The 20577-nt window shown below is 64.8% G+C and carries 21 protein-coding genes and 1 pseudogene; 13 read left to right on the top strand and 9 right to left on the bottom strand.

Features of this window, described 5'->3' with window-relative positions; all coding sequences use genetic code 11:
- Nucleotides 1-3: 3 nt before the first annotated feature.
- The 5 genes from DFO68_RS05780 to doeA all read right to left on the bottom strand — a co-directional run bounded on the left by DFO68_RS05780 (nucleotide 4) and on the right by doeA (nucleotide 5615).
- Nucleotides 4-1584, bottom strand: coding sequence for a biotin carboxylase (locus DFO68_RS05780; RefSeq protein ID WP_243726430.1), 1581 nt, complete (start codon nucleotides 1582-1584; stop codon nucleotides 4-6).
- Between the two features lie 56 nt (nucleotides 1585-1640).
- Nucleotides 1641-2510, bottom strand: a complete 870-nt coding sequence (locus tag DFO68_RS05775; RefSeq protein ID WP_133482722.1) for a carbon-nitrogen hydrolase family protein — start codon at nucleotides 2508-2510, stop codon at nucleotides 1641-1643.
- A 196-nt stretch (nucleotides 2511-2706) separates the two neighbouring features.
- Nucleotides 2707-3183: an Lrp/AsnC family transcriptional regulator gene (locus tag DFO68_RS05770; RefSeq protein WP_133482810.1), complete on the bottom strand. Its 477-nt coding sequence runs from the start codon at nucleotides 3181-3183 to the stop codon at nucleotides 2707-2709.
- Between the two features lie 16 nt (nucleotides 3184-3199).
- Nucleotides 3200-4213, bottom strand: a complete 1014-nt coding sequence (gene doeB, locus DFO68_RS05765) for a N(2)-acetyl-L-2,4-diaminobutanoate deacetylase DoeB (RefSeq protein WP_133482721.1) — start codon at nucleotides 4211-4213, stop codon at nucleotides 3200-3202.
- A gap of 202 nt (nucleotides 4214-4415) precedes the next feature.
- Complete coding sequence (gene doeA, locus DFO68_RS05760) at nucleotides 4416-5615, bottom strand: ectoine hydrolase DoeA (RefSeq protein ID WP_133482720.1); 1200 nt, start codon at nucleotides 5613-5615, stop codon at nucleotides 4416-4418.
- 257 nt (nucleotides 5616-5872) lie between these two features.
- On the opposite strand from doeA, the gene DFO68_RS05755 reads away from it, so the two are divergent.
- The 3 genes from DFO68_RS05755 to DFO68_RS05745 all read left to right on the top strand — a co-directional run bounded on the left by DFO68_RS05755 (nucleotide 5873) and on the right by DFO68_RS05745 (nucleotide 8812).
- Entirely contained in the window at nucleotides 5873-6823 is a 951-nt protein-coding gene (locus tag DFO68_RS05755) for a 2-hydroxyacid dehydrogenase (protein ID WP_133482719.1), read from the top strand.
- A gap of 79 nt (nucleotides 6824-6902) precedes the next feature.
- Nucleotides 6903-7469, top strand: coding sequence for a nicotinamidase (locus DFO68_RS05750; protein ID WP_208107362.1), 567 nt, complete (start codon nucleotides 6903-6905; stop codon nucleotides 7467-7469).
- Entirely contained in the window at nucleotides 7466-8812 is a 1347-nt protein-coding gene (locus DFO68_RS05745) for a nicotinate phosphoribosyltransferase (RefSeq protein WP_133482718.1), read from the top strand. Before DFO68_RS05750 ends, DFO68_RS05745 begins: the two co-directional genes overlap by 4 nt.
- Nucleotides 8813-8933: 121 nt before the next feature.
- On the opposite strand, the gene DFO68_RS05740 is transcribed toward DFO68_RS05745, so the two are convergent.
- Both DFO68_RS05740 and DFO68_RS05735 read right to left on the bottom strand, forming a co-directional pair.
- Nucleotides 8934-9671: an SDR family oxidoreductase gene (locus DFO68_RS05740; protein WP_133482717.1), complete on the bottom strand. Its 738-nt coding sequence runs from the start codon at nucleotides 9669-9671 to the stop codon at nucleotides 8934-8936.
- Between the two features lie 185 nt (nucleotides 9672-9856).
- Nucleotides 9857-10453 carry a TetR/AcrR family transcriptional regulator gene (locus DFO68_RS05735; protein WP_133482716.1) on the bottom strand — a complete coding sequence of 199 codons (597 nt, stop codon included), beginning with the start codon at nucleotides 10451-10453 and terminating at the stop codon, nucleotides 9857-9859.
- Between the two features lie 112 nt (nucleotides 10454-10565).
- Here DFO68_RS05735 and DFO68_RS05730 point away from each other — a divergent pair, with 112 nt between their 5' ends.
- The 4 genes and pseudogenes from DFO68_RS05730 to DFO68_RS05715 all read left to right on the top strand — a co-directional run bounded on the left by DFO68_RS05730 (nucleotide 10566) and on the right by DFO68_RS05715 (nucleotide 13550).
- Nucleotides 10566-11249 carry a hypothetical protein gene (locus tag DFO68_RS05730; protein ID WP_133482715.1) on the top strand — a complete coding sequence of 228 codons (684 nt, stop codon included), beginning with the start codon at nucleotides 10566-10568 and terminating at the stop codon, nucleotides 11247-11249.
- A 57-nt stretch (nucleotides 11250-11306) separates the two neighbouring features.
- A complete protein-coding gene (locus DFO68_RS05725) occupies nucleotides 11307-12233 on the top strand; it encodes a lysine exporter LysO family protein (RefSeq protein WP_133482714.1) in 927 nt (308 codons plus the stop codon).
- 238 nt (nucleotides 12234-12471) lie between these two features.
- Nucleotides 12472-12846, top strand: a pseudogene (locus DFO68_RS15775) (ATP-binding protein); the annotation flags it as partial.
- Complete coding sequence (locus DFO68_RS05715; RefSeq protein ID WP_133482712.1) at nucleotides 12843-13550, top strand: response regulator; 708 nt, start codon at nucleotides 12843-12845, stop codon at nucleotides 13548-13550. The pseudogene DFO68_RS15775 and the gene DFO68_RS05715, both read left to right, overlap by 4 nt.
- Before the next feature lie 31 nt (nucleotides 13551-13581).
- Here DFO68_RS05715 and DFO68_RS05710 read toward each other — a convergent pair whose 3' ends face one another.
- Nucleotides 13582-13884, bottom strand: a complete 303-nt coding sequence (locus DFO68_RS05710; RefSeq protein WP_279512795.1) for a DapH/DapD/GlmU-related protein — start codon at nucleotides 13882-13884, stop codon at nucleotides 13582-13584.
- A gap of 28 nt (nucleotides 13885-13912) precedes the next feature.
- Between DFO68_RS05710 and DFO68_RS05705 the strand changes: the two genes are divergently transcribed.
- Nucleotides 13913-14185 (top strand): CopG family ribbon-helix-helix protein, encoded by a 273-nt coding sequence (locus DFO68_RS05705; protein WP_133482711.1) that lies wholly within the window; start codon nucleotides 13913-13915, stop codon nucleotides 14183-14185.
- Nucleotides 14182-14463: a type II toxin-antitoxin system RelE/ParE family toxin gene (locus DFO68_RS05700; protein ID WP_133482710.1), complete on the top strand. Its 282-nt coding sequence runs from the start codon at nucleotides 14182-14184 to the stop codon at nucleotides 14461-14463. Before DFO68_RS05705 ends, DFO68_RS05700 begins: the two co-directional genes overlap by 4 nt.
- A 165-nt stretch (nucleotides 14464-14628) precedes the next feature.
- On the opposite strand, the gene DFO68_RS05695 is transcribed toward DFO68_RS05700, so the two are convergent.
- Nucleotides 14629-16143, bottom strand: a complete 1515-nt coding sequence (locus tag DFO68_RS05695) for a carbohydrate porin (RefSeq protein WP_133482709.1) — start codon at nucleotides 16141-16143, stop codon at nucleotides 14629-14631.
- Nucleotides 16144-16404: 261 nt separating this feature from the next.
- Between DFO68_RS05695 and DFO68_RS05690 the strand changes: the two genes are divergently transcribed.
- The 4 genes from DFO68_RS05690 (at nucleotide 16405) to DFO68_RS05675 (ending at nucleotide 20557) form a co-directional block, all read left to right on the top strand.
- On the top strand, nucleotides 16405-17265 hold the full coding sequence (locus DFO68_RS05690) for an aldo/keto reductase (RefSeq protein ID WP_133482708.1): 861 nt from the start codon (nucleotides 16405-16407) through the stop codon (nucleotides 17263-17265).
- Between the two features lie 183 nt (nucleotides 17266-17448).
- Nucleotides 17449-18717, top strand: a complete 1269-nt coding sequence (locus DFO68_RS05685) for an ABC transporter substrate-binding protein (RefSeq protein WP_133482707.1) — start codon at nucleotides 17449-17451, stop codon at nucleotides 18715-18717.
- A gap of 14 nt (nucleotides 18718-18731) precedes the next feature.
- Entirely contained in the window at nucleotides 18732-19718 is a 987-nt protein-coding gene (locus DFO68_RS05680) for a carbohydrate ABC transporter permease (protein WP_133482706.1), read from the top strand.
- The gene (locus tag DFO68_RS05675) at nucleotides 19715-20557 is read left to right on the top strand and encodes a carbohydrate ABC transporter permease (protein ID WP_133482705.1); all 843 of its coding nucleotides are present in this window, start codon (nucleotides 19715-19717) and stop codon (nucleotides 20555-20557) included. The genes DFO68_RS05680 and DFO68_RS05675 overlap by 4 nt, the downstream gene beginning before the upstream one ends.
- The last annotated feature ends 20 nt before the right edge of the window (nucleotides 20558-20577 follow it).

Below are 20577 nucleotides of genomic sequence, written 5' to 3'. Positions count from 1 at the left end.
TATTCACAGGATCTTGAAGTTACCGCCGCCGACGGCATGGCTGACAGCCACTTCTTCCACCACCGGGTCTTGCAAGGACTGGCCAGCGTACTGGCCGCGGATGCCCTCGATCCAGGATTTGGCGCGTTCGGTGAGCTGGAAGTCATCATCCATCAGCCGTCCACGCGTGATCAGGATACCCAAGTCGGCGCCCTCGTAGCGAAAGTCGCCTGCCCCGCTGATGCGCAGGAAGAAACCCTCGTTTTCGCTTTCGGCGGCATGCGGATGATAGCTGTAGTGGTCGTAGCTGACGCTGCCATCATCGGCCATCTGCCAGACACCGGTGCGGGGCGCCCGGGTCAGCAGGTCGATGCTTTCGTCGGTATGCTTGATAACCAGCTGGCTCCAGCTGTCGACGCTGTCGGGGTGCGACCAGCGCTCGTTGATCTCGTTGATGTCGAGGTCGAAATCGATGTCAGAGAACTCCAGCAGATGGAAGAGGAATAGCGGGATGTCGGAGTGGGCGAAGGCCGCCACGTTAGTCAGCGAACTGGCGCCGGTGACACGCGGGTTGAGCTCGCCGAGATAGACTTCGCCGTTGTCCATATCGATCAGAAAATCGAGCTCGAAGTAGCCGCGATAGCCCTCCTCGCGCAGCGCCTCGCCGAACTTGAAGGTGTATTCGCGCGCCTTGTCGCGGATCTCCTGCGTGAAGGCTCCGGCGAACATCTCGTTGCCGCACCAGCCCCCCTTGTAAGGCGTCAGCGACTTGAAGCCGACGAGCTCGGTCATCAGGGGCCCGACCACGGTGCCACAACGGGTGGCACAGGCCTCGATGGCCGAGCCCCGGCAGTTAATGCGCTTCATGATCTTGACCTCGGCCTCGGCTTCGATCTCTTCGGCATGCTTGTAGTAGTCGTCCTCGCTGGCGATGAAGAAGGTGGTATGCCCGGAGTCGCCGAAGGCGGTCTGCACCACCAGGTCGTTGCCCAGCTCCTTGCTCACCTCGCAGAGTTCCTGATAGCTGCCGACCCTGGCCAGCACGTTGGGCACGCTGGGCACACCAGCCTTGTTGCCGATGCGCACGGTGGCGATCTTGTTGTCCATGCGACTTCTTAGCTCCGCCGGGGGGAACGCCACCCGCAGGCCGAGTTGCTTGCAGATCTCCTCGGTATGCTCATCGAACATCAAAAAAGCCGCCACGCCGGCATTCCCATCCTTGGCACGCGACTGGATGAAGTCGATCACTTCCTTGTGCTCGAGGAGGTAGTTGTTGATGTCCTCGATGCTCTCGAAGTCGCGAGGGAATTTCTCCTTGGGCACGAAGACGTTGCGCTGCTGGCCCTCGAAGCAGTCGATGTAGTTGATATGGCGGAAGTTACCCACCCAGTCGCCGATCCCCAGCAGGTTGAAGTTGGTGGCCGAGATGAAGTAGATCGGCTCCTTGTTGTTGAGGAAGTGGCGGCGGACATCGGCAATGGTTGTTATTTTGCTCATCGTGGTCGCTCCATCGGTGACGGGGGAGGTGCCGGTCGCCGGCTCTAGCGCGGCTGACGGCGTGGTACGGAACAGGCGGCGCAGCAGTCGAATCAGTGGTTCCAGCATGGGGGTCCCTTCTTGCCTGCAGCGCCCGCTTGCCTGCAGCGCCCGCAGGCGAGGCGTCAGTATTCCTCGATATCGGCGCGGACCGGCTTGGCCAGCGGGCCCAGCGTATCGAGGAAGGGGCTCGAATGATCCTCGCTGCGGTACAGCGAGAAGTCGACGGTGCGGTCGCGAAAGCTCTTGAGCGGCTGGCCGAGCCCCCTCAGTCCGGTCTCGCGCTCGCGACGCACGCGGCTCATGTCCACCTCAATGGGCATGATCTCCTCGCCGGTACCGGCCTGGTGGATGACGTCACCGGAGGGGCCAACCACGATGGAGCGGCCATTGCCGAGGGCACCGGCGCCATTGATGTCGAAGAAGTAGCACTGGTTGACCGCAGCATTGGTGCGGGCAATGGACAACTCGATGTCGCGGTCGATGGTATCGGTCATGGTCGGGTGCAGGATCACCTCGGCACCCATAGCCGCCAGGGTGCGGGTGGTCTCGGGGAACCACATGTCGTAGCAGATCGACACACCGAAGCGGGCCACGTTGGGCACGTCGAAGGTGACGAACTCGCTGCCGCTTTCCACGCCTGCCTCGTAGGGCCGAAAGGGGAACATCTTGCGGTAGCGGGCCACCACCTGGCCGTGGGGATTGATCACCGACAAGGTATTGAAGACACCGGCATCGGTCTGCTCGAACATCGAGCCGGGAATCAGCCAGATGCGATGCTGCTCGGCGATCTGGCAGAACAGCGCCTCGGCGCTGCTGGGCATCGGCTGGGCGAGGAGCGGCGATGCCCCCATGGGCATCAGCTCGCTGAACAGAACCATCTGCACCTGGGGGAAACGGCTCATCAGCACATCTATCCGATGGCGCATGGCCTCGGTATTGTCACCATGGTGCAGGGCATGCATCTGCACGCCGGCAATCGTGAAATAGGACATCTTGGTCTCTCTTCGTCAGGCGATCTCGGAAACTTCCAGGGCGCTGTCAACTATCAAACACACATGACCGGCACCAGTGGGAGCATGCCGGCGGGATCGCCCGGCCGCGTGAACCTTGGCCCACCCCTCTATTACCAGCTTATGCCACAAGGGGCGTGGTGACATCAACGCTGAAATTTCGCTCAACCGAGGGGGATCAAGCCAGGTCATCGAGGAGCGAGACGCCCGGGGCGGGACGTTTCACGGTCTTGGTGACGATGTAGGTGAAGTAGCGTTCGATGCCGGCCTCGCCGGTCAGCCAGGCGTCCATCCGCCGCTGGTAGGCATCAATGGAGTCGGTCTCGAACTTGATCAGATAGTCGACGCCACCGCCCACCGCCACGCACTCGGTGACCTCGGAGGTGGCGTGAACCAAGGCCTCGAAGCGGGCGAAGCTCTCGGCGTTGTGGGCCTTGAGCTCGACCTGCACCCAGACCGGTGTGCGCTTGATCAGTGCAGCGGCATTGATGCGAGCGCTATAGCCCTCGATGATGCCAGCCTTCTCCAGCCGGCGAACCCGCTCCCAGCAGGGGCTGACCGAGAGGTTGATCGCCTCGGCCAGCTTAGACTTGGTGATGCGTCCATCTCGGGAGAGAATCTCGAGGATCTTCACATCATAGCGGTCGAGTTTCATCGTGCTGCCGACCGCCTCATCCCAGCGAGTCGACGACATCGGCGATCACCGCGATGGTGTCGCCCATGCTCACCAGCGCCGGATGGCGACGGGCGGCCAACACGCCGCTGCGACGGGCGTGGTACGCGACCGGGGCGGTACCGCTGCGGGTCATGTCATAGACCCGGGCCACCACTTGGTTCTCCTCGACCGTCTCGCCCAACGCGACGCAGAGTTCCAGAACGCCGGAATGCTCGCTCTGCACGTAGCAGCTGGCATCGGGCATGTCGAGGTAGACCTGGGGCGCGGCTGGCATTTCCACCTCGCCCTCGAGCAGACCATAGTGGATCAGGAAGTTGCGCACGCCGCGCTCGGTAATCGCCATGCTCTCGGGGGTGGAGGTGCCGCCGCCGCCGAGCTCGGTGGCGACGAAGACCTTGCCCTGGCTCTCCACCGCGGTATCGAACAGTGCCGCAGCGTCGAGCTCGAACATCATCATCGCATAGGGCGCCCCGAAAGCCTTGGCGCCGGCCAGCGCCTGACGCTGCTGTTCGGCATCCTCCAGCACGTGGGAGGCGCCGAAGGGGATGATGTCCAGGGTGCGCCCGCCGGAGTGCAGGTCGAGCACCACGTCGCACATCGGCACCATCACCCGGGTGAAGTAGTCGGCGATCTTCTCGGTCACGCTGCCGTCCGGATCACCGGGAAAGCTGCGATTGAGGTTGCCGCCGTCAAGGCCCGAGGTACGCTTGCCGGCCATCACCGCCGGCTGGTTCATACACGGCACGATAATCACCCGGCCACTGACCTCCTCGGGCTTGAGCTGGCTCGACAGCTTGAGCAGCGAGGTGATGCCCTCGTATTCGTCGCCGTGATTGCCACCGGTGAGTAGCGCCGTGGGGCCCTGGCCGTTCTTGACCACGGTGACCGGTATCATCACCGCCCCCCAGGCGGAGTCGTCAACCGAGATCGGCAGCTTGAGAAAGCCGTGCTGGACGCCGTCAGCATCGAAGTCGACGGTGGAGGAGATGGGGCTGGGACGCTTGGTCATTGTCTAGGACTCCTTATTCTCATTCGGCAGACGACACCACTGCCGCAGCGTCGCTCGGGGCTGACCCGGCGACAGGCCTGCGAGGAGGCGCTGTGAATACTTCCCTGTACGCTACCGACGCCATCCATGGCGTAGAACCTTCTCTTCGGCCTGTCCCCGGCGCCCCCGATTAATCGTTGAAAAATGCTCGGCTTCTGCTCACTCAGCGCACGAAGAGCTGGCGCGGGAAGTCGGCCAGCGTCTCGCAGCCGGTCTCAGTGATCAGGATGCTCTCGGTGATCTCCAGGCCCCAGTCGTCCTCCCACAGGCCGGGCATGAAGTGGAAGGTCATGCCGGGCTGCAGGATGGTCTCATCGGAGGGGCGCAGGCTCATGGTGCGCTCGCCCCAGTCCGGGGGATAGCTGATGCCGATGGGATAGCCGCAGCGCGCGCCGCCGCGGTCGAAGCCGTACTTGTCCATGGCCGCGCCCAGCGCCATGGCGATGTCCGCGGTGCGGTTGCCGGGCTTGGCCACGGCCAGGCCATTCTCGATGCCCTCGAGCAGGGCCGATTCGGCACGCACGAACTCCTGAGGCGGCTTGCCGAGGAAGACCGTCCGCGACAACGGCGCATGGTAGCGCTTGTAGACCCCGGCGATCTCGAAGAAGGTGCCCTCGCCCTCGCGGAACGGCGTGTCGTCCCAGGTCAGGTGGGGGGCGGCGGCATCCTTGCCGGTGGGCAGCATCGGCACGATGGCCGGATAGTCGCCACCAAAGACCCTGCCGTTGTCGTCTGTCCACCCCTCGATGCCCACCCGGTAGATCTCGGAGACCAGCTTGCTCTTGGGCAGGCCGGGCTCGATCACCTCGAGGATCCGCGTGTGCATGCCCTCGACGATCTTCGCCGCCACGCGCATGTACTCGATCTCCTGGCCCGACTTGACCGCACGGCACCAGTTGACCAGCGAGTTGGCATCCATGAAGCGCGCATGGGGCAGCTCGCGCAGCAGGCACTGGTAGGCCTTGGCCGAGAAGTAGTAGTTGTCCATCTCCATGCCCACCACCCCCTCGTGCCAGCCGCGGTCGGGCAGGATGGTCTGGGCAAGGTAGTCCATGGGGTGCATGTCGGGGTTCTGGACGTAGTGGTCCGGGTAGTAGGTGATGTTGTCCGGGGCGATCCAGCAGGTCCGCAGGGCGCCATTGGCGTCCATCCGGCGGCCATACCACACCGGTTCGCCTTCCAGGCCCACGAGCACGCACTGGTGCACGTAGAAGGACCAGCCGTCATAGCCGGTCAACCAGGCCATATTCGAGGGATCACTGACGATCAGCACGTCGATACCACGGCTGGCCATCTCGGCACGCACCTTCCATAGCCGGCTGGCATACTCCTCGCGGGTGAAGGGCAGGGAAACCTGGATCATGAAGCCACTCGCCATCGCATCATCAAGAAAATCGGCCCTCTCTGCCGCGAGAAGGCCGGGCCGGGGGCCGGATCACTGACACGGGGCCGGGCCGCATCAGGGGTGCGGCAGGCATTCCGGACAGCCGCTCGGTTGCGTCGGGTGAAGGTTACTGCCAACCCATGGTGGGCGGTCAAGCATTTCCTGATGCTCTGTCACGCTTGTTCACGGCCCGCCACGCTCCCATGATGGAAGGAGAGATCGCCGATGGAGGAAGCATGAAGGTCCTGGTCCATATCGATGACGCCGAGCAGTGGCGTGACGCCCTGGCCGAGCGGCTACCGGATGCCGAGGTGTTCACCAGCAGCGCCTCGGCCAAGAAGCGCCGCGAGGCCGACTACCTGGCGGTATGGAAGCCGCCGGAGGAGCTACTGCGCGAACCCACCTCCCTCAAGGGCATCATCAACCTCGGCGCCGGGGTCGACGCCCTGCTGGGCAACCCGGGGCTTCCCGAGGGCGTACCCATCGTCAAGCTGCGCGATGCCGGCATGGCCGAGCTGATCGGCGACTATGTGCGCTACGGCATCCTGCACTTCCAGCGTGACTTCGACCGCTACCGCCGCCAGCAGGCGCGCCACGAGTGGCGCGAGCACGCGGTGGTGGACAAGGCCGACTGGTCGGTGGGGGTGCTGGGGCTGGGCGCCATCGGGGCGAAGGTCGCCGCCATGGTGGCCGCCGACGGCTTCCCGGTGCATGGCTGGAGCCGCTCGCCGAAATCCCTGGACGGCATCACCTGCCACCATGGCGAGGCGGGTCTCGATGCGCTGCTCAGCCGGGTACGCACCCTGGTGCTGCTGCTGCCAGACACCCCCGCCACGCGGCATATCGTCGACGCCGAGGCCCTCGGCCGGCTGCCCGAGGGCGCCAGCCTGATCAACCCCGGGCGCGGCACCCTGATCGACGAGGCCGCCCTGCTCGACGCGCTTGGTCCAGATAGCCAGGGCGAGGGGGAGACGGAGGGTCGGCTGCGCGGGGCGCTGCTCGACACCTTCCCCACGGAACCGCTGCCCGACGAAAGCCCGCTCTGGTCGCATCCGCGGGTCTGGGTCACCCCGCATATGGCCGGCCCGACGCCGCTCAAGGCCGCGCTGGATCAGGTCGTCGAAACGATTCGCGCTCTTGAGGCCGGCGAGCCGATCGACACCGTCGACCCCGCGGCCGGTTATTGAGCCCTCCCCCTACAACTGGTAGCGGGAAAGCCTTACGCTTGAAGGAGAAGACACCCAGCGACCGCCAAGGAGGTGCGTGATGACGATAGATGTGGATTATGGGCCCCGTGATGCCCTGCTCGTCGTGGACATGCAGAATGACTTCTGCGAGGGCGGCGCGCTGGCCGTCGACGGCGGGGCAGCCCTGGTGCCCGGCATCAATGCCGAGATCGAGGCGGCCCGGGCGGCAGGTGCCCTGGTGGTCGCCTCACGGGACTGGCACCCCGTCGACCACATGAGCTTCTCGCATCGCGGCGGCCCCTGGCCGGTGCACTGCGTGCAGGACACCCCCGGCGCCGCCTTCCACCCCGACCTGGCCCTGCCTGAAGACGCCATCCGCGTCAGCAAGGCCACCGCCTTCGATGCCGATGCCTACTCCGCCTTCGACGGCACCGGACTCGGCGGCTACCTGCAGGAGAAGGGCATCGAGCGGGTGATCGTCTGCGGCCTGGCGCTGGATGTCTGTGTCCATGCCACGGTACTGGCCGCCAGTCGGGAGGGCTTTACCACCCTGCTGCTGGAGGCGCTATCCGCCGCGGTCGACCCCGATGCCATCGAGGCGTGCCACCGTGACTTCGAGCAAGCCGGTATCGAGGTACGCCCATGAGCGAGCCGATTCCCCTGCAGGTCGAGGATGGCGAGCTGGCCCTGCTCACCGACCTCTACCAGCTGACCATGACCCAGGCCTACTGGAAGGAATCGATGCAGGAGCGGGCCACCTTCAGCCTCTTCTTCCGCAAGATGCCCCCGGCCCGCCGCTTCATGCTGGCCTGCGGGCAGCAGCATGCCGCGGCACTGCTCAGCCGGCTGCGCTTCAACGACGCGGCCCTCGAGCGTCTCGCCAGCACCGGCCTGTTCGACCCGGGCTTCCTAGACTGGCTGGGCGACTGGCGCTTCGAGGGCGACATCTGGACCCTTCCCGAGGGCACGCCGGTATTTGCCAATGAGCCGCTGCTGGAAGTGGATGCCCCCATCGCCCAGGCGCAGCTGCTCGAGAGCCTGGTGATGAACCTGGTGCAGCTGGAAACGGTGCTCGCCTCCAAGGCGGTGCGCATCGTGATGGCCGCCCAGGGCCGCCCGGTGGTGGATTTCGGGATGCGCCGCATGCACGGCGTGGACGCCGCGGTGCGCGGCGTGCGGGCCTACCGCAGCGCAGGGCTGGCCGGGACCAGCAACGTGCTCGGCGGCCTGCGCCACGACCTGGCGATAAACGGCACCATGGCCCACAGCTATATCCTGGCCCACGACGACGAACGGGAGGCCTTCCGTGCCTTCGCCCGCCACTATCCCGGCACCACCCTGCTGGTGGACACCCATGACACCCTGGACGGGGTGCGCAAGGTAATCGAGATCATGCGCGAGGAGCCCGAGGTCGGCGTCAAGGCCATCCGCCTCGACTCCGGCGACCTGGGCGAGCTGGCGAAGGGCGCGCGCGAGCTGCTCGACGAGGCGGGGCTCGAGGAGATCACCATCGTCGCCAGCAGCGGCCTCGACGAGCACAAGATCGCGGCGCTGCTCGAGGACGGCGCGCCCATCGATGCCTTCGGCGTCGGCACCCAGATGGGGGTTTCGGCGGATGCACCGGTGATCGACCTCTCCTACAAGCTGGTGGAGTATGCCGGAACACCACGAGTCAAGCACTCGCCTGGCAAGATCAACCTGCCGTGTCGCAAGCAGCTGTATCGCCGCCGTGACGATCACGGCCGCTACGTCGGCGATATCATCGCCCTGCGCGACGAGGCGATCGATGCTGGTGAACCGCTGCTGCGCCTGCTGGTCCAGGCGGGTCGGCTGAACGATGACGAGATGGCTCAGGCCAATGGGGCCCGCGAGCGAGTCGCCGACGCCCTGTCACGCTTCCCCGAGGATGTCAGGCGTCTCGACCAGGGCGAGAGCGACTACCCCGTCACGCTTAGTCCAGGACTCGAGCGCCTGCAATCCCGATCCTGAGGAGTCGGCCGGATAAACTCAGGATACCCACGCAGCAAATCAGGGCACGGCGCGAGCGCCGTGCCCTGACGAATAATCGCTGATTGCCCGACGAGCGCAGGGCCTTCGCCGGGCGCGACGCTTACAGCGGCTGCTTGGTCGGACGAATGATCAACTCGTTGACGTCGACATCCGCCGGTTGCTCGATAGCGTAGGCGATCGCCCGGGCGATGGCATCGGCATCGATGGCCGCCTCATAGAGCTCATCCACGTTCTTGGCGGTATCAGGGTCGCTAATGGTGGTGGTCAACTCGGTGGCCACCGCCCCCGGGGAGATGTTGGTGGAGCGGATCTCCTCGCCGCCCTCCTGGCGAATGCCTTCCGAGAGCGCCTTGACCGCGAACTTGGTGGCACTGTAGACGGCCGAGGCGGGGAAGACCACATGGCCGGCCACCGACGAGAGGTTGATGATGTGGCCGGCATGCTGCTCGCGCATGGTCGGCAGCACCGCAGCGATACCGTAGAGCACCCCCTTGATGTTGACGTCGACCATCTGCTCCCACTCGTCGACCTTGAGCTGGTCGAGCGGCGAGAGGGGCATCAGACCGGCATTATTGACCAGCACATCGATGCGCCCGTAGGCCTCCTTGGCAGCATCGGCCAGGGCCTCCACCTGACTGCGCTCGGTCACATCCGTGACGCGGTAGATGGCCTCGCCGCCCTGCTCGACGATGGCGTCACGCAGCGCCTGCAGACGTTCTTCGCGACGGGCGCCGAGCACCAGCTTGGCGCCGGCCTTGGCCAGGCGATGCGCGGTGGCTTCGCCGAGGCCGCTGCTGGCGCCGGTGATGATGACAACCTTGCCGTTGATCTCGGACATAGGCTCTTCTCCTTGGGTGGATCGGGATATGTTCCCCCTGGCCACTCGACCGGGGGTCTTGCAACTGTCGGGCCGGTTGCGATCGCCGGTATGGGCCGGCGCTTAACCGCTGCAACGCACTTTCCAGACCCGTCGACTAGCGTCGTGACATACACCTGGAGCGGCAGCGCTCGACCTGACGCCCATCAATGTGTCGTGGAGGGCTCGCGCCTCAGCAGCTGCCGGAAGAGGATCGTCTCGAAACACTCCATGGGGGCCAGCGACCTGACCGTCTTGGCCCGCAGGATGGCGCCTTCCCAGCCGGCCATGATGAAGCTCGCCAGTGCCTCGGGATCGAGGTCCTCCGACACCTCGCCGACCCGGCGTGCCTCTTCAAGGCAGGCCGCCAGCCGACGCTCCCAGGCGCACAGCACCTGATCGAGCCGTGCGCGGAAGACCTCGCTGCGCGCCGAGAGTTCCTGGCCCAGGTTGCCGATCAGGCAACCATGGGCGCAGGAGAGCATGTCCGTCTTGCCGACGGCGAAGTAGCGGCGCAGGCGCTCCAGCGGGGAGGCGTCGCTGGCCCCGAAGATCGCCGCCAGCCGGGCATCGTATTGCTCGGCGAAGGCGTCGATGACCGCCAGGCCGAAATCCTGCTTGCTCGAGAAGTAGTGATAGAAGGATCCCTTGGGAACCGCCGCTCGGCTGAGTACCGCATTGATACCGGTGGCGTTGAACCCTTTCTCGGCGATCAGCTCGGCACCGATATCGATCAGCTTGTCGCGGGTGGCGTGCGTCTTCATACCGTAAAGAATAGACCAGTCGTCTAGTGGCGTCAAATCCCGTCGTCCAAGGGAACCCATGAGGCCCGCCGGGGCTCTCAGTCCTACCCACCGATGGCCATGGAGTCCTTGCATGCTCGTACCGCTGCGTCAATGTACTGTTTTCATGCTGCTTCTGCTGCTGGTCGCCGGCAGCGCCTTTGCCGCCGAGCCGCGTCCCTTCGATGCCCGCTACCGCCTCGAGGTCAGCGGCTGGCCGAACGCCACCATCGAGCACCGCCTGAGCCATGCGGGCGCTGAGTGGCAAAGCGTCATGCGTACTGCCATCACCCTCGCCAGGGGACACGAGAGCAGCCGCTTCACCATCGGCGAGGCGGTTCACTCACTGCACTATTCCAGCGGCTATCGCCTGCTGGGCATCGGCAAAGACTACGAACTGAACCGAGAGAGCCTGACCCGACTGCCCGACCGTCAGGCCGCCCTCTTCGAGCTCTCCCGTCGCGCCGTGGCCGACGACTGCACCACCCCCTGCCGACTGCGCTATGTCGATCATCGCGGCCGCGAGGAGCGGATCGACTATCAGCGGCTTGGCCAGCACACACTCGAGCTACCCGCCGGGCGCTTCGAATCCATCCGAGTGGAAGTCACCGAACCGGACTCTCCCGAACGCCGCCTGGTGTTCAGCTTCCATCCCGACGTGCCGGGCCTGTTGCTGGCCATGGAGTACTATCGCGACGGCAAGCGGCTCAGCCAGTTGCGGCTTAGTGAGCTGTCCCTCGCCGCTGCCGAGCTCGCTTCCACCTCGACGGGAAAATGACTAGAGTGGGCGGCTTTCGGCCGTCCCTGGCGGCCCCTGGGCGGGAAGGGAATCGCCATGCTGAGCGGTCTGGTGATCGTATTATTGCCGCTGGTGCTGGGCTACCTGGTGCCGGTGGGGGATGCCCGGCTGATGGCGCTGATCAACCGCGGCGTGAATGCCTCGATCTATGTGATCCTGCTGCTGATGGGGATGAGCCTGGCGGGCCTGGACGACCTGGCCGGCCAGCTCTCGCGCCTGGGCGGTCAGGCCCTGGTGCTGTTCGCGGTGATCTCGAGCTGCAACCTCGCGGCGCTGTGGTGGCTATCGCACCGTCTGGAGCTCGTCGCCGATCCCTCGACGGCGGTGGCGGGGGCTCCCACCGGCAAGTGGGCCGCCATGGCCGGCTCGCTGGCGCTGGTGGCGGTGGTCGTGGCCGGCGTGCTGCTTGGCCTGCTGCTGGAGTGGTTCACCGGCAGCGGCCTGTTCACCGCTGCCGACTCGCTCGCCGAAGGGGTGCTCTACGCGTTGCTGGCGCTGATCGGCTGCCAGCTGCGCAATTCTGGCATGCTGCTGCACCAGATCGTGCTCAATCGCTTCGGCCTGGCCATCGCCCTGACGCTCTCCGCCAGTTCACTGGTCGGCGGTCTGCTGGCAGCACCGCTGCTGGGCCTGGCGTGGAACGAAGGGCTGGCGCTGGCCGCCGGGTTCGGCTGGTACTCGCTCTCCGGCATCCTGGTCGGCGACCAGCTGGGCCCGCTGATGGGCGGCGTCGCCTTCTTTAACGACCTGGCCCGGGAACTGCTGGCCTTCGTGCTGATTCCGCTGCTGATCCGTGGCCATGCGGCACTAGCGATCGGCTATGGCGGCGCCACCTCCATGGACTTCACCCTGCCGGTGATCCAGCAGCATGGCGGGGTGGCCTGCGTGCCGGTGGCCGTGGTCTCGGGTTTTCTGCTCTCGCTGCTGTCACCGCCGCTGATCCTCTTCTTGCTCTCGCTGTGACGCCTGCCTTGCCGCAGTAGCGGCGCAAGCGAGGCTGACCCCAAGCTGCACATTGCCTGCACACAACCTGCCCGATGGCTGCACGCCGAGCGGCGAGAATGCACCACGCCCCCGCCGCCCCTCGCTCCCGGAGCCCGCCCATGCGCTCGCCACGTCTCCCCCGTCCGGCCGTCTCGCGGCTTGGCATCAAGGCGACAGTGATATCCACCAGGAGCGTGTGATCCAGGGGCCGGCGTGGATCCGCGGAGATGCCCGGCGGCTGCGCCAGCTGTGGAACAACCTGATCGACAACACCTGCGCCTACACCGCGCCCCCGGGGCGGCTGCGCGTATGCCGGACTTGCCGCGACAGGGAGGTACGAGTGACCTGGGAGGACAGCGCTCCCGGCGTGCCCGAGGCCGAGCTGCCGCGGCTCACCGAGCGGCTCTACCGGGTCGAGGGCTCACGCAGCCGCGCCAGTGGCGGCAGCGGCCTGGGGCTATCGATCGCCACCGCTCTGGCCCGCGCCCACGGCGCGCGCATGGAGGCCTCCCCCTCGTCGCTCAGCGGGTTATGCTGGACCCTGACCTTTCCCGCCATCGAGAACCATCCGCCCAGGGAGGACGCCGCATGAGCACCCCGGACAGCGACCAGCAGCCAATCCTGATCGTCAAGGACGAACCCAAGATCGCCCGCCTGGTCGCCGACTATCTACAGGGCAGCGGCTTCACCAGCCACCACCTGGCGCACGGTGATAGCGTGCTGCCCTGGCTGCAGGCCCGCAGCACGCGCCCCGAGCTGGTGCTACTCGACCTGATGCTGCCGGGCACCGATGGCCTAACGCTATGCCGCGAGATCCGCCAGCGCTGGCCGTCGGTGGCGATCATCATGCTCACCGCCCGGGTCGAGGAGGTCGACCGCCTGCTGGGCCTGGAGCTGGGTGCCGACGACTATATCTGCAAGCCCTTCAGCCCGCGTGAGGTGGTGGCCCGGATCAAGGCCGTGCTGAGCCGTAGCCGGGCCAGCGCCTCGCCCGCCGCCGTCGGCAGCGACTTAGTCCTCGACGAGCAGGGCTGGCGGGGCCTGGCCGATGGCCACGACCCAGGGCTCACCGCGGTGGAGTTCCAGCTGCTCAAGGTGATGATGCACTCGCCCGGGCGGATCTTTACCCGCGAGCAGCTGATGGACCACATGTACCGCGACCACCGCATCGTCTCCGAACGTACCGTCGACAGTCACGTCAAGAAGCTGCGCCGCAAGATCGCCGAGACCTGGCCCGAGCGCGAGGTGATCCGCTCGATCTACGGCGTGGGCTACAAGTACCAGCCGGAGGAGTGAGCCCCCGGCCACTCGGCCGGCATGTCACGCGTCACGACACTGCCGGGCCGATGACGCTGCGCGGGCCGATTGATACACCCGGGTTGATGATGGCGCCGCCACCGATCCAACAGTCGTCGCCAATGTCGATGGGATGCCCTGCCTCCAGCCCGCTGCGACGGCTCTCGGCGTCCAACGGGTGAGTGGCCGTATAGAGCTGTACGTTGGGGCCAAACAGCACGTTATCGCCGATCGACACCCTCTGGCGCTGACCGCCGGAGAGGTCCTTGAGCTTGCGCTCGAGCCACCTGTGAAATTCTTTTGCTGCATCCTCGTCGACTATGGTGTAATACATTGTAGTCACTGATATTGAGGTTACCGCCATGAGTGTCACTACAGTTCGCCTTCAGGCAGAAGTTGAACAACACCTGGAAGCAATCGCCAGCAGGCTTCACCGGAGCAAAGGCTGGGTGATTAACCAAGCGCTTTCGGAATACATCGAAAAGCAACAGCGTGAGCAGGAGCGCTGGCAGCAAACGCTAGAGGCAATGGAGTCGGCCGCCCAAGGAAAGGTAGTTGATGCGAGCGAGGTCCATGGTTGGCTCAATAGTTGGGGAACCGAAAACGAGCAGGATGCGCCGAGGTCAGGTAAGTGAAACTGGTTTACACGGACGAAGCCATTGAAGACTTGAAACGCCTCAGGGAGTTTATCGCGGTTCACAATCCTTCTGCGGCAGGCAGGATAGCCACAGAACTGGTTAGCAAAATCGAATTACTACCAGACTTCCCCAGAATGGGAACACCGTTTGAACTGGCGCCGGTTCCTGATTCCATCCGCGACATGGTTTTTGGCAAGTACATTGTTCGCTATTCCGTACATGTGAGTGCCATCATCATTCTACGGGTATGGCACGAGCTGGAGGGTGAACGATAGCAATTTAACCGGCCGCTGTTGTCGGACAGTTTTTCCACCGCTACGTGGCTCCAAAATTGCCGCAAAGCTTCGCGTTCAATTGCAGGATCTCGGCGGCGTGGTCAACACGCCGCGGGCAAGCATCGAAACAGCAGGCAGGGCCCGGCCGGTGCCGGGCCCTTGCCATCAGAACCAGACTTCGGTCTGCACGCCGAAGGTCCACAGGCTACCGGTGAACTCGTCGCTGCCGAAGGAATCGTCGGCACTGTAGTCATTCAACTCTTCGTCCCAGTCGCTCCAACTGGCGAACAGGCGGATCTCCGGCCGCTGCCAGAAGCCCCCCACCTGGGGCTTGAAGGTCGGGGCGATGGTGAACTTGGTGTAGTCCCCGTCGACGGCGGTACGACCGTCGAGGCCCTGGGGGTCGAGGTCCATCCACTGGTAGCTGGCCTCGTACTGCATCTCGAAGTTCTGGGTCAGCTCGTTGGCCAGGCGAATGTTGAGGGTCGCCCAATCGTACTGGTCGCCGTCGACATAGCGGTCCTCGCTGGTCTCGGCCAGCAGCGCCGGGGCCACGCGCCACTTGGGTGCCACATAGGTGGTGCCGTAGAGGGCAACTCGGGTCGCGGTGGCATCCTCGGTCAGGTCACCTCGCGCACCGATGCCCTTGACCTCGGCCCCCAGACCCTGTCCGTGCAGCACGGCGGCCTTGAAATTGCCCTCGCCAAGGCCGAAGAAGCTGTCACCATGGTAGGCCACCATGGTATGGAAACCAGATTCGGCAGCCTCCTGGCCTTCGCCGATATCGCGCTCTTCGTTGTCGGCGGCGGACATGCCGTTGACCATCCACTGCCAGTTACCGAAGTAGTTGTTGGAGGTCAGGATCAGGTTATCGGTATCGCCGCTGTCAAGCCCCGGCGACTCGCTTGTCACGGGGAAGTTGCTGAAGCTGCGGCCATAGAGCGAGAGGCTGGACTTCCAGTTATCGGCCAGCTGCATGTCGTAGATACCCGCCCCTGTGCCGGAGAGGAAGACGATATCGCTGTCGAGCCAGTGGATATCGAAATTGTCACGGTCGAAGCGCTTGCCGGCCCAGATGGAGGCCTTCTCGAAGACACCGGTAAAGCTCGGCAGGTCGCTGAACTCGGCATACACCTGGCGCACGTTGAGGTTGGACTCCTCGGCGGTCCAGTCGTTGCTGGTGGTGGTGCCATCGGCCAGCATGGTGGTGTAGCGGGCCTTGGCGCCATTGTCGAAGCGCATCTTGTAGTTGAAAATCATCTCGACGTAGGTGTCCGGCTCATTGCCCAGGCGGCCCACGGCCCCGCCCAGGGAACCCGCCGGAGTAACGTAGGGGCCGCCCTCCGCGCTCTTGCCATCCTTGCCAATTAGCAGACCCGAGCGGGCGTAAGTGTTGAAGGAAAAGCCCTCCTCGCCGCTGACCTGGCGCTCGACCTTCGCCAGGCGCTCCTCAACCCTGGGCGCGCCGGGGGCTTTAGCAGCGGCCTGCTGCTCGGCCAACTTGGCGCGCTTTTCGGCGGCATCAGCACGCTGCTCGGCGGCGGCGATACGCGCTTCCAACTCGGCAAGACGTTGCTCGAGGTCACTGGACTGGGCATTGGCATTGCCGGCCAGAGCAAGGCCGGCAGCAGCGATGGCGATGGCGATGGCGATGGGCTTCTTTAGCGTGACAGTGTGCATTGTCGTTGTCGTCCTTTGTTGTTGTCGCGACGGGTGGTCATCACGAAGGGTGGGGAGGCCCCGGGGCCGGAGGGTCACCCCGGCAAGAAATACCTACCGGAACTTAATCGATTCAGGCCACGGCCACAAAAAGGGTTTTGTAGAATTACTACCAATGTCTAAGAATCGGGCAGGAACTCGGTGCCTTTAAGGTAATAAAACTACAAATTAACCCTTGCTATGGCATACGCTGCCCCATCGATACCATGACGAGGACAAGCAATGACGCCCGCATCCCCTTCTCCCCCCTTGATGCTCGGCATGATGCGCCTGCATGAGCGCCCCGACCTCCAGGCGCCGGCGCGGCTGGCCGACTGGCTAGAAGCGCGCCTCAACCAGGGGCTCGAATGGTTCGACCATGCCGACATCTATGGCGGCAACGGCCACAACGAGCGCCTGTTCGGCGAAGCCCTGCGCCGCCGACCGAACCTCGCTGCCCGGGTGAGGGTGGTCACCAAGGCCGGCATCCTGATGGCACCCGGCGAAACGAAGCACTACGATAGCTCGCCGGCATGGCTTGCCGGCGCCATCGATCGGGCCTTGGGGAGACTCGGGGTCGATCGGCTGGACCTCTTCCTGATCCACCGCCCCGACCCGCTAATGAAGGCCGAGGCCACCGCCCGGGTGCTGGACGATGCCGTCCGGGCCGGCAAGGTCGCCGCTCTTGGCGTCTCCAACTTCCTTCCCGAACAGTGGCGCCGCCTGCAGGCGGCACTGTCCCATCCGCTGACCCACCACCAGCTGCAGCTCTCCCTCACCCGGTCGGCGCCACTGTTCGACGGCGACTTCGATGCCCTGCGCCGGGACGGCCTCTCGCCCCTGGCCTGGTCGCCCCTGGATGGCGGCAGCCTGTTCCAGGGTGCCGCCGGCCAGGCCCTGGGACGTCTCGCCGAACGCCATGGCGTCAGTCCCGCCGGCGTTGCCCTGGCCTGGCTGCGCCGCCTGCCGGGTTCGCCAGTGCCGGTGATCGGCACCCTTGACCCGACGCGGATCACAACCCTGTGCGACGAGGCCCGGCTCTCGCTGTCGCGACTGGAGTGGTACGCCCTTCTGGAGGCGGCCCGCGGCCAGGAGGTGGCCTGACCGCCAGGCAGGCTGCGACCAAAGTCGTGGTTGAACTCCGGCATAAGCAAAGGCTAACTGTTTCAGACACAATCTTAATCGTTTAAGTCGTGAAGGAACGAACGTCTAGGCACCTGCAAGTGGCAAGTCGCGATCGGTCCTCATACTCTGACAGCGACAACAACAAGTGACGAGGAAGCCAGCATGCTCAAGAAGACCCTGATCTCAGCCTTCGCCCTGGCCGGCGCTGCCGTGAGCGGCAGCCAGGCCCAGGCAGTGGAACTGACCATCTCCTGCGGCGCAGTGGGCGCCGAGCTCGCCCTGTGCGAGCAGGGCGTCGAGGCGTGGGAGGAGAAAACCGGCCACACCGTCAACATCGTCTCCACCCCCAACTCCTCCACCGAGCGACTCTCGCTCTACCAGCAGATCCTCTCCGCCCGATCCAGCGACATCGACGTGATGCAGATCGACGTGGTGTGGCCGGGCCTGCTGGCCAACCACCTGCTCGACCTCGGCGAGACCCTCGGCGAGGATGCCGCCGCCGGCCACTTCGATACCATCGTCGCCAACAACACCATCGACGGCCGTCTGGTGGCGATGCCCTGGTTCACCGACGCCGGGGTGCTCTACTACCGCAAGGACCTGCTCGAGGAGCACGGCTTCGAAGCCCCCGTGACCTGGGAGCAGCTGACCGTGATCGCCAGCGAGATCCAGGACGCCGAGCGCGCGGCCGGCAATGACCGGATGTGGGGCTACGTCTTCCAGGGCCGCGCCTACGAGGGGCTGACCTGCAACGCCCTGGAATGGATAGCCAGCTACGGCGGCGGCACCATCGTCGATGCCGAGGGCGAGATCACCATCGACAACGCCCGGGCCGCCGAGGCGCTGGATCTCGCTGCCAGCTGGATCGGCAACATCGCCCCGAAAGGTGTGCTCAACTACACCGAGGAGGAGGCCCGCGGCATCTTCCAGAGCGGCAACGCGGTGTTCATGCGCAACTGGCCTTATGCCTGGTCGCTGGCCCAGAGCGAGGACAGCAACGTGCGCAACAAGGTCGGCGTGGTCAAGCTGCCCCATGGTCCCGACGGCGAAAGTGCCGCGACCCTCGGCGGCTGGAACCTGGCGATCTCGAAGTATACCGAGTCCCCCGAGGTCGCGGCCGACCTGGTGGCCTTCCTGACCGGCAAGGCCGAGCAGAAGCGTCGCGCCATTGAAGGCGCCTACAACCCCACCCTGGTCTCGCTCTATGAGGACGAGGAGGTACTCGCCGCCGTGCCTTTCTTCGGCACCCTCTACGAGACATTCACCAATGCCGTGGCACGCCCCTCCGCTCCCACCGGCGACAAATATGGGCGAGTCAGCAACAGCTTCTTCAACGCCGTGCACCAGGTGCTCTCCGGCGAGCAGAGCGGTGCTGAGGCCGTCGCCCAGGTGAAAAACGAGCTCTCGCGCATCAAGCGCCGCCACTGGTGATCCCGGAGGTACCCATGTCGACACCCGTCACCGAGCCCACTCCACAGGCTGTGAGCTCCGCCGCCCCCCCTCCTAAGGGGGGGTATCGTAGTACCAAGGTACGCCGCCAGCGGGTTCGCGCTGCCTGGCTGTTTCTCATGCCCATGCTGGTGGCCCTGGCACTTGTCGCCGGTTGGCCGCTGCTGCGCACCTTCTACTTCAGCTTCACCGATGCCTCGCTGTCGGATACCGCCAGCGCCACCTTTATCGGCATCGAGAACTATTTGGTCCATGACGACGGCGCCTGGTACGGCCTGCTGACTGACCCGGTGTGGTGGACTTCAGTATGGAACACGCTCTATTTCAGCGCCGTTTCTGTGTCACTCGAAGTGGTGTTTGGTGTCATCGTCGCGCTGCTGCTCAACGTCGAGTTCAAGGGGCGCATGCTGGTACGTGCCGCGGTGCTGATTCCCTGGGCCATCCCCACCATCGTTTCGGCCAAGATGTGGGCCTGGATGCTCAACGACCAGTTCGGGATCATCAACCACCTGCTGATGGCGGTCGGCATCATCGACTCGCCCATCGCCTGGACCGCCAGCGCCAGCTACTCCATGTGGGCGGTGATCATGGTCGACGTCTGGAAGACCATCCCCTTCGTCGCGCTGCTGGTGCTGGCCGCCCTGCAGATGCTGCCCAAGGACTGCTTTGAAGCCGCCGAAGTCGACGGCATCCATCCGGTCAAGGTGTTCTTCCGCGTAACCCTGCCACTGATCACCCCGGCCCTGCTGGTGGCGGCGATCTTCCGACTGCTCGATGCCCTGCGGGTGTTCGACGTGATCTACGTGCTGACCTCCAACTCCACCAGCACCATGACCATGTCGATCTACGCCCGCCAGCAGCTGGTCGAGTTCCAGGACGTCGGCTACGGCAGCGCCGCCTCGACGATACTGTTCCTGATCATCGCCCTGGCCGTGGTGATCTACCTCTACCTGGGCCGCCGCCAACTGGGAGTGGACCAATGAACCAGTATCAGCTGACCAAGCTCGCCAAGCGGGTCGGGTTCTATACCCTGATCGCCGTGGTGATGGTCTACGCGGTCTTCCCCTTCTACTATGCAGTGATCACCTCGCTGAAACCCTCCAGCGAGCTGTTCCGGGTCGACTTCTGGCTGTCATCGGTGGACTTCGGCAACTACGTGCAGATCTTCACCCAGAAGAGCTTCGTGCGCGCCATCTTCAACTCGATCATCGTCTCGCTCTCCGTGGTCTTCATCGCCCTGCTGCTCGGCATCACCGCTTCCTATGCGCTGGGCCGGGTGCGCTTCCGTGGCCGGACCACGGTGATGCTGGTAATCCTCGGGGTCTCGATGTTCCCCCAGGTGGCAGTGCTCTCGGGGCTCTTCGAGGTGATCCGTGGGCTCGGCCTCTACAACAACCCAGCCGGCCTGATCCTGAGCTACACCATCTTCACTCTGCCCTTCACCGTCTGGGTGCTGACCACCTTCATGAAGCAGCTGCCCATGGAGCTTGAAGAAGCAGCGATAATGGACGGCGCCACCCCCTGGGTGACCATCACCAAGGTGTTCCTGCCGCTGATGTGGCCGGCCATGGCGACCACCGGCCTGCTGGCCTTCATCGCCGCCTGGAATGAATTCCTCTTCGCCCTGACCTTCACGCTCACCGACGACCAGCGCACCGTGCCGGTGGCGATCGCCCTGATCTCCGGCGGCAGCCAGCACGAGTTGCCCTGGGGGCCGATCATGGCCGCTTCGGTGACCGTCACCGTGCCCCTGGTGATCCTGGTGATGATCTTCCAGAAGCGCATCGTCTCCGGCCTGACCGCCGGTGCGGTCAAGGGCTAAATCAACTAATGGAACCCAAG

Origin of the sequence: Halomonas ventosae (assembly GCF_004361885.1) — a bacterium.
Classification (GTDB): domain Bacteria; phylum Pseudomonadota; class Gammaproteobacteria; order Pseudomonadales; family Halomonadaceae; genus Halomonas; species Halomonas ventosae_C.
Note: the sequence above shows the minus strand (reverse complement) of the source record. Positions and strands in the feature narration are given on the sequence as shown.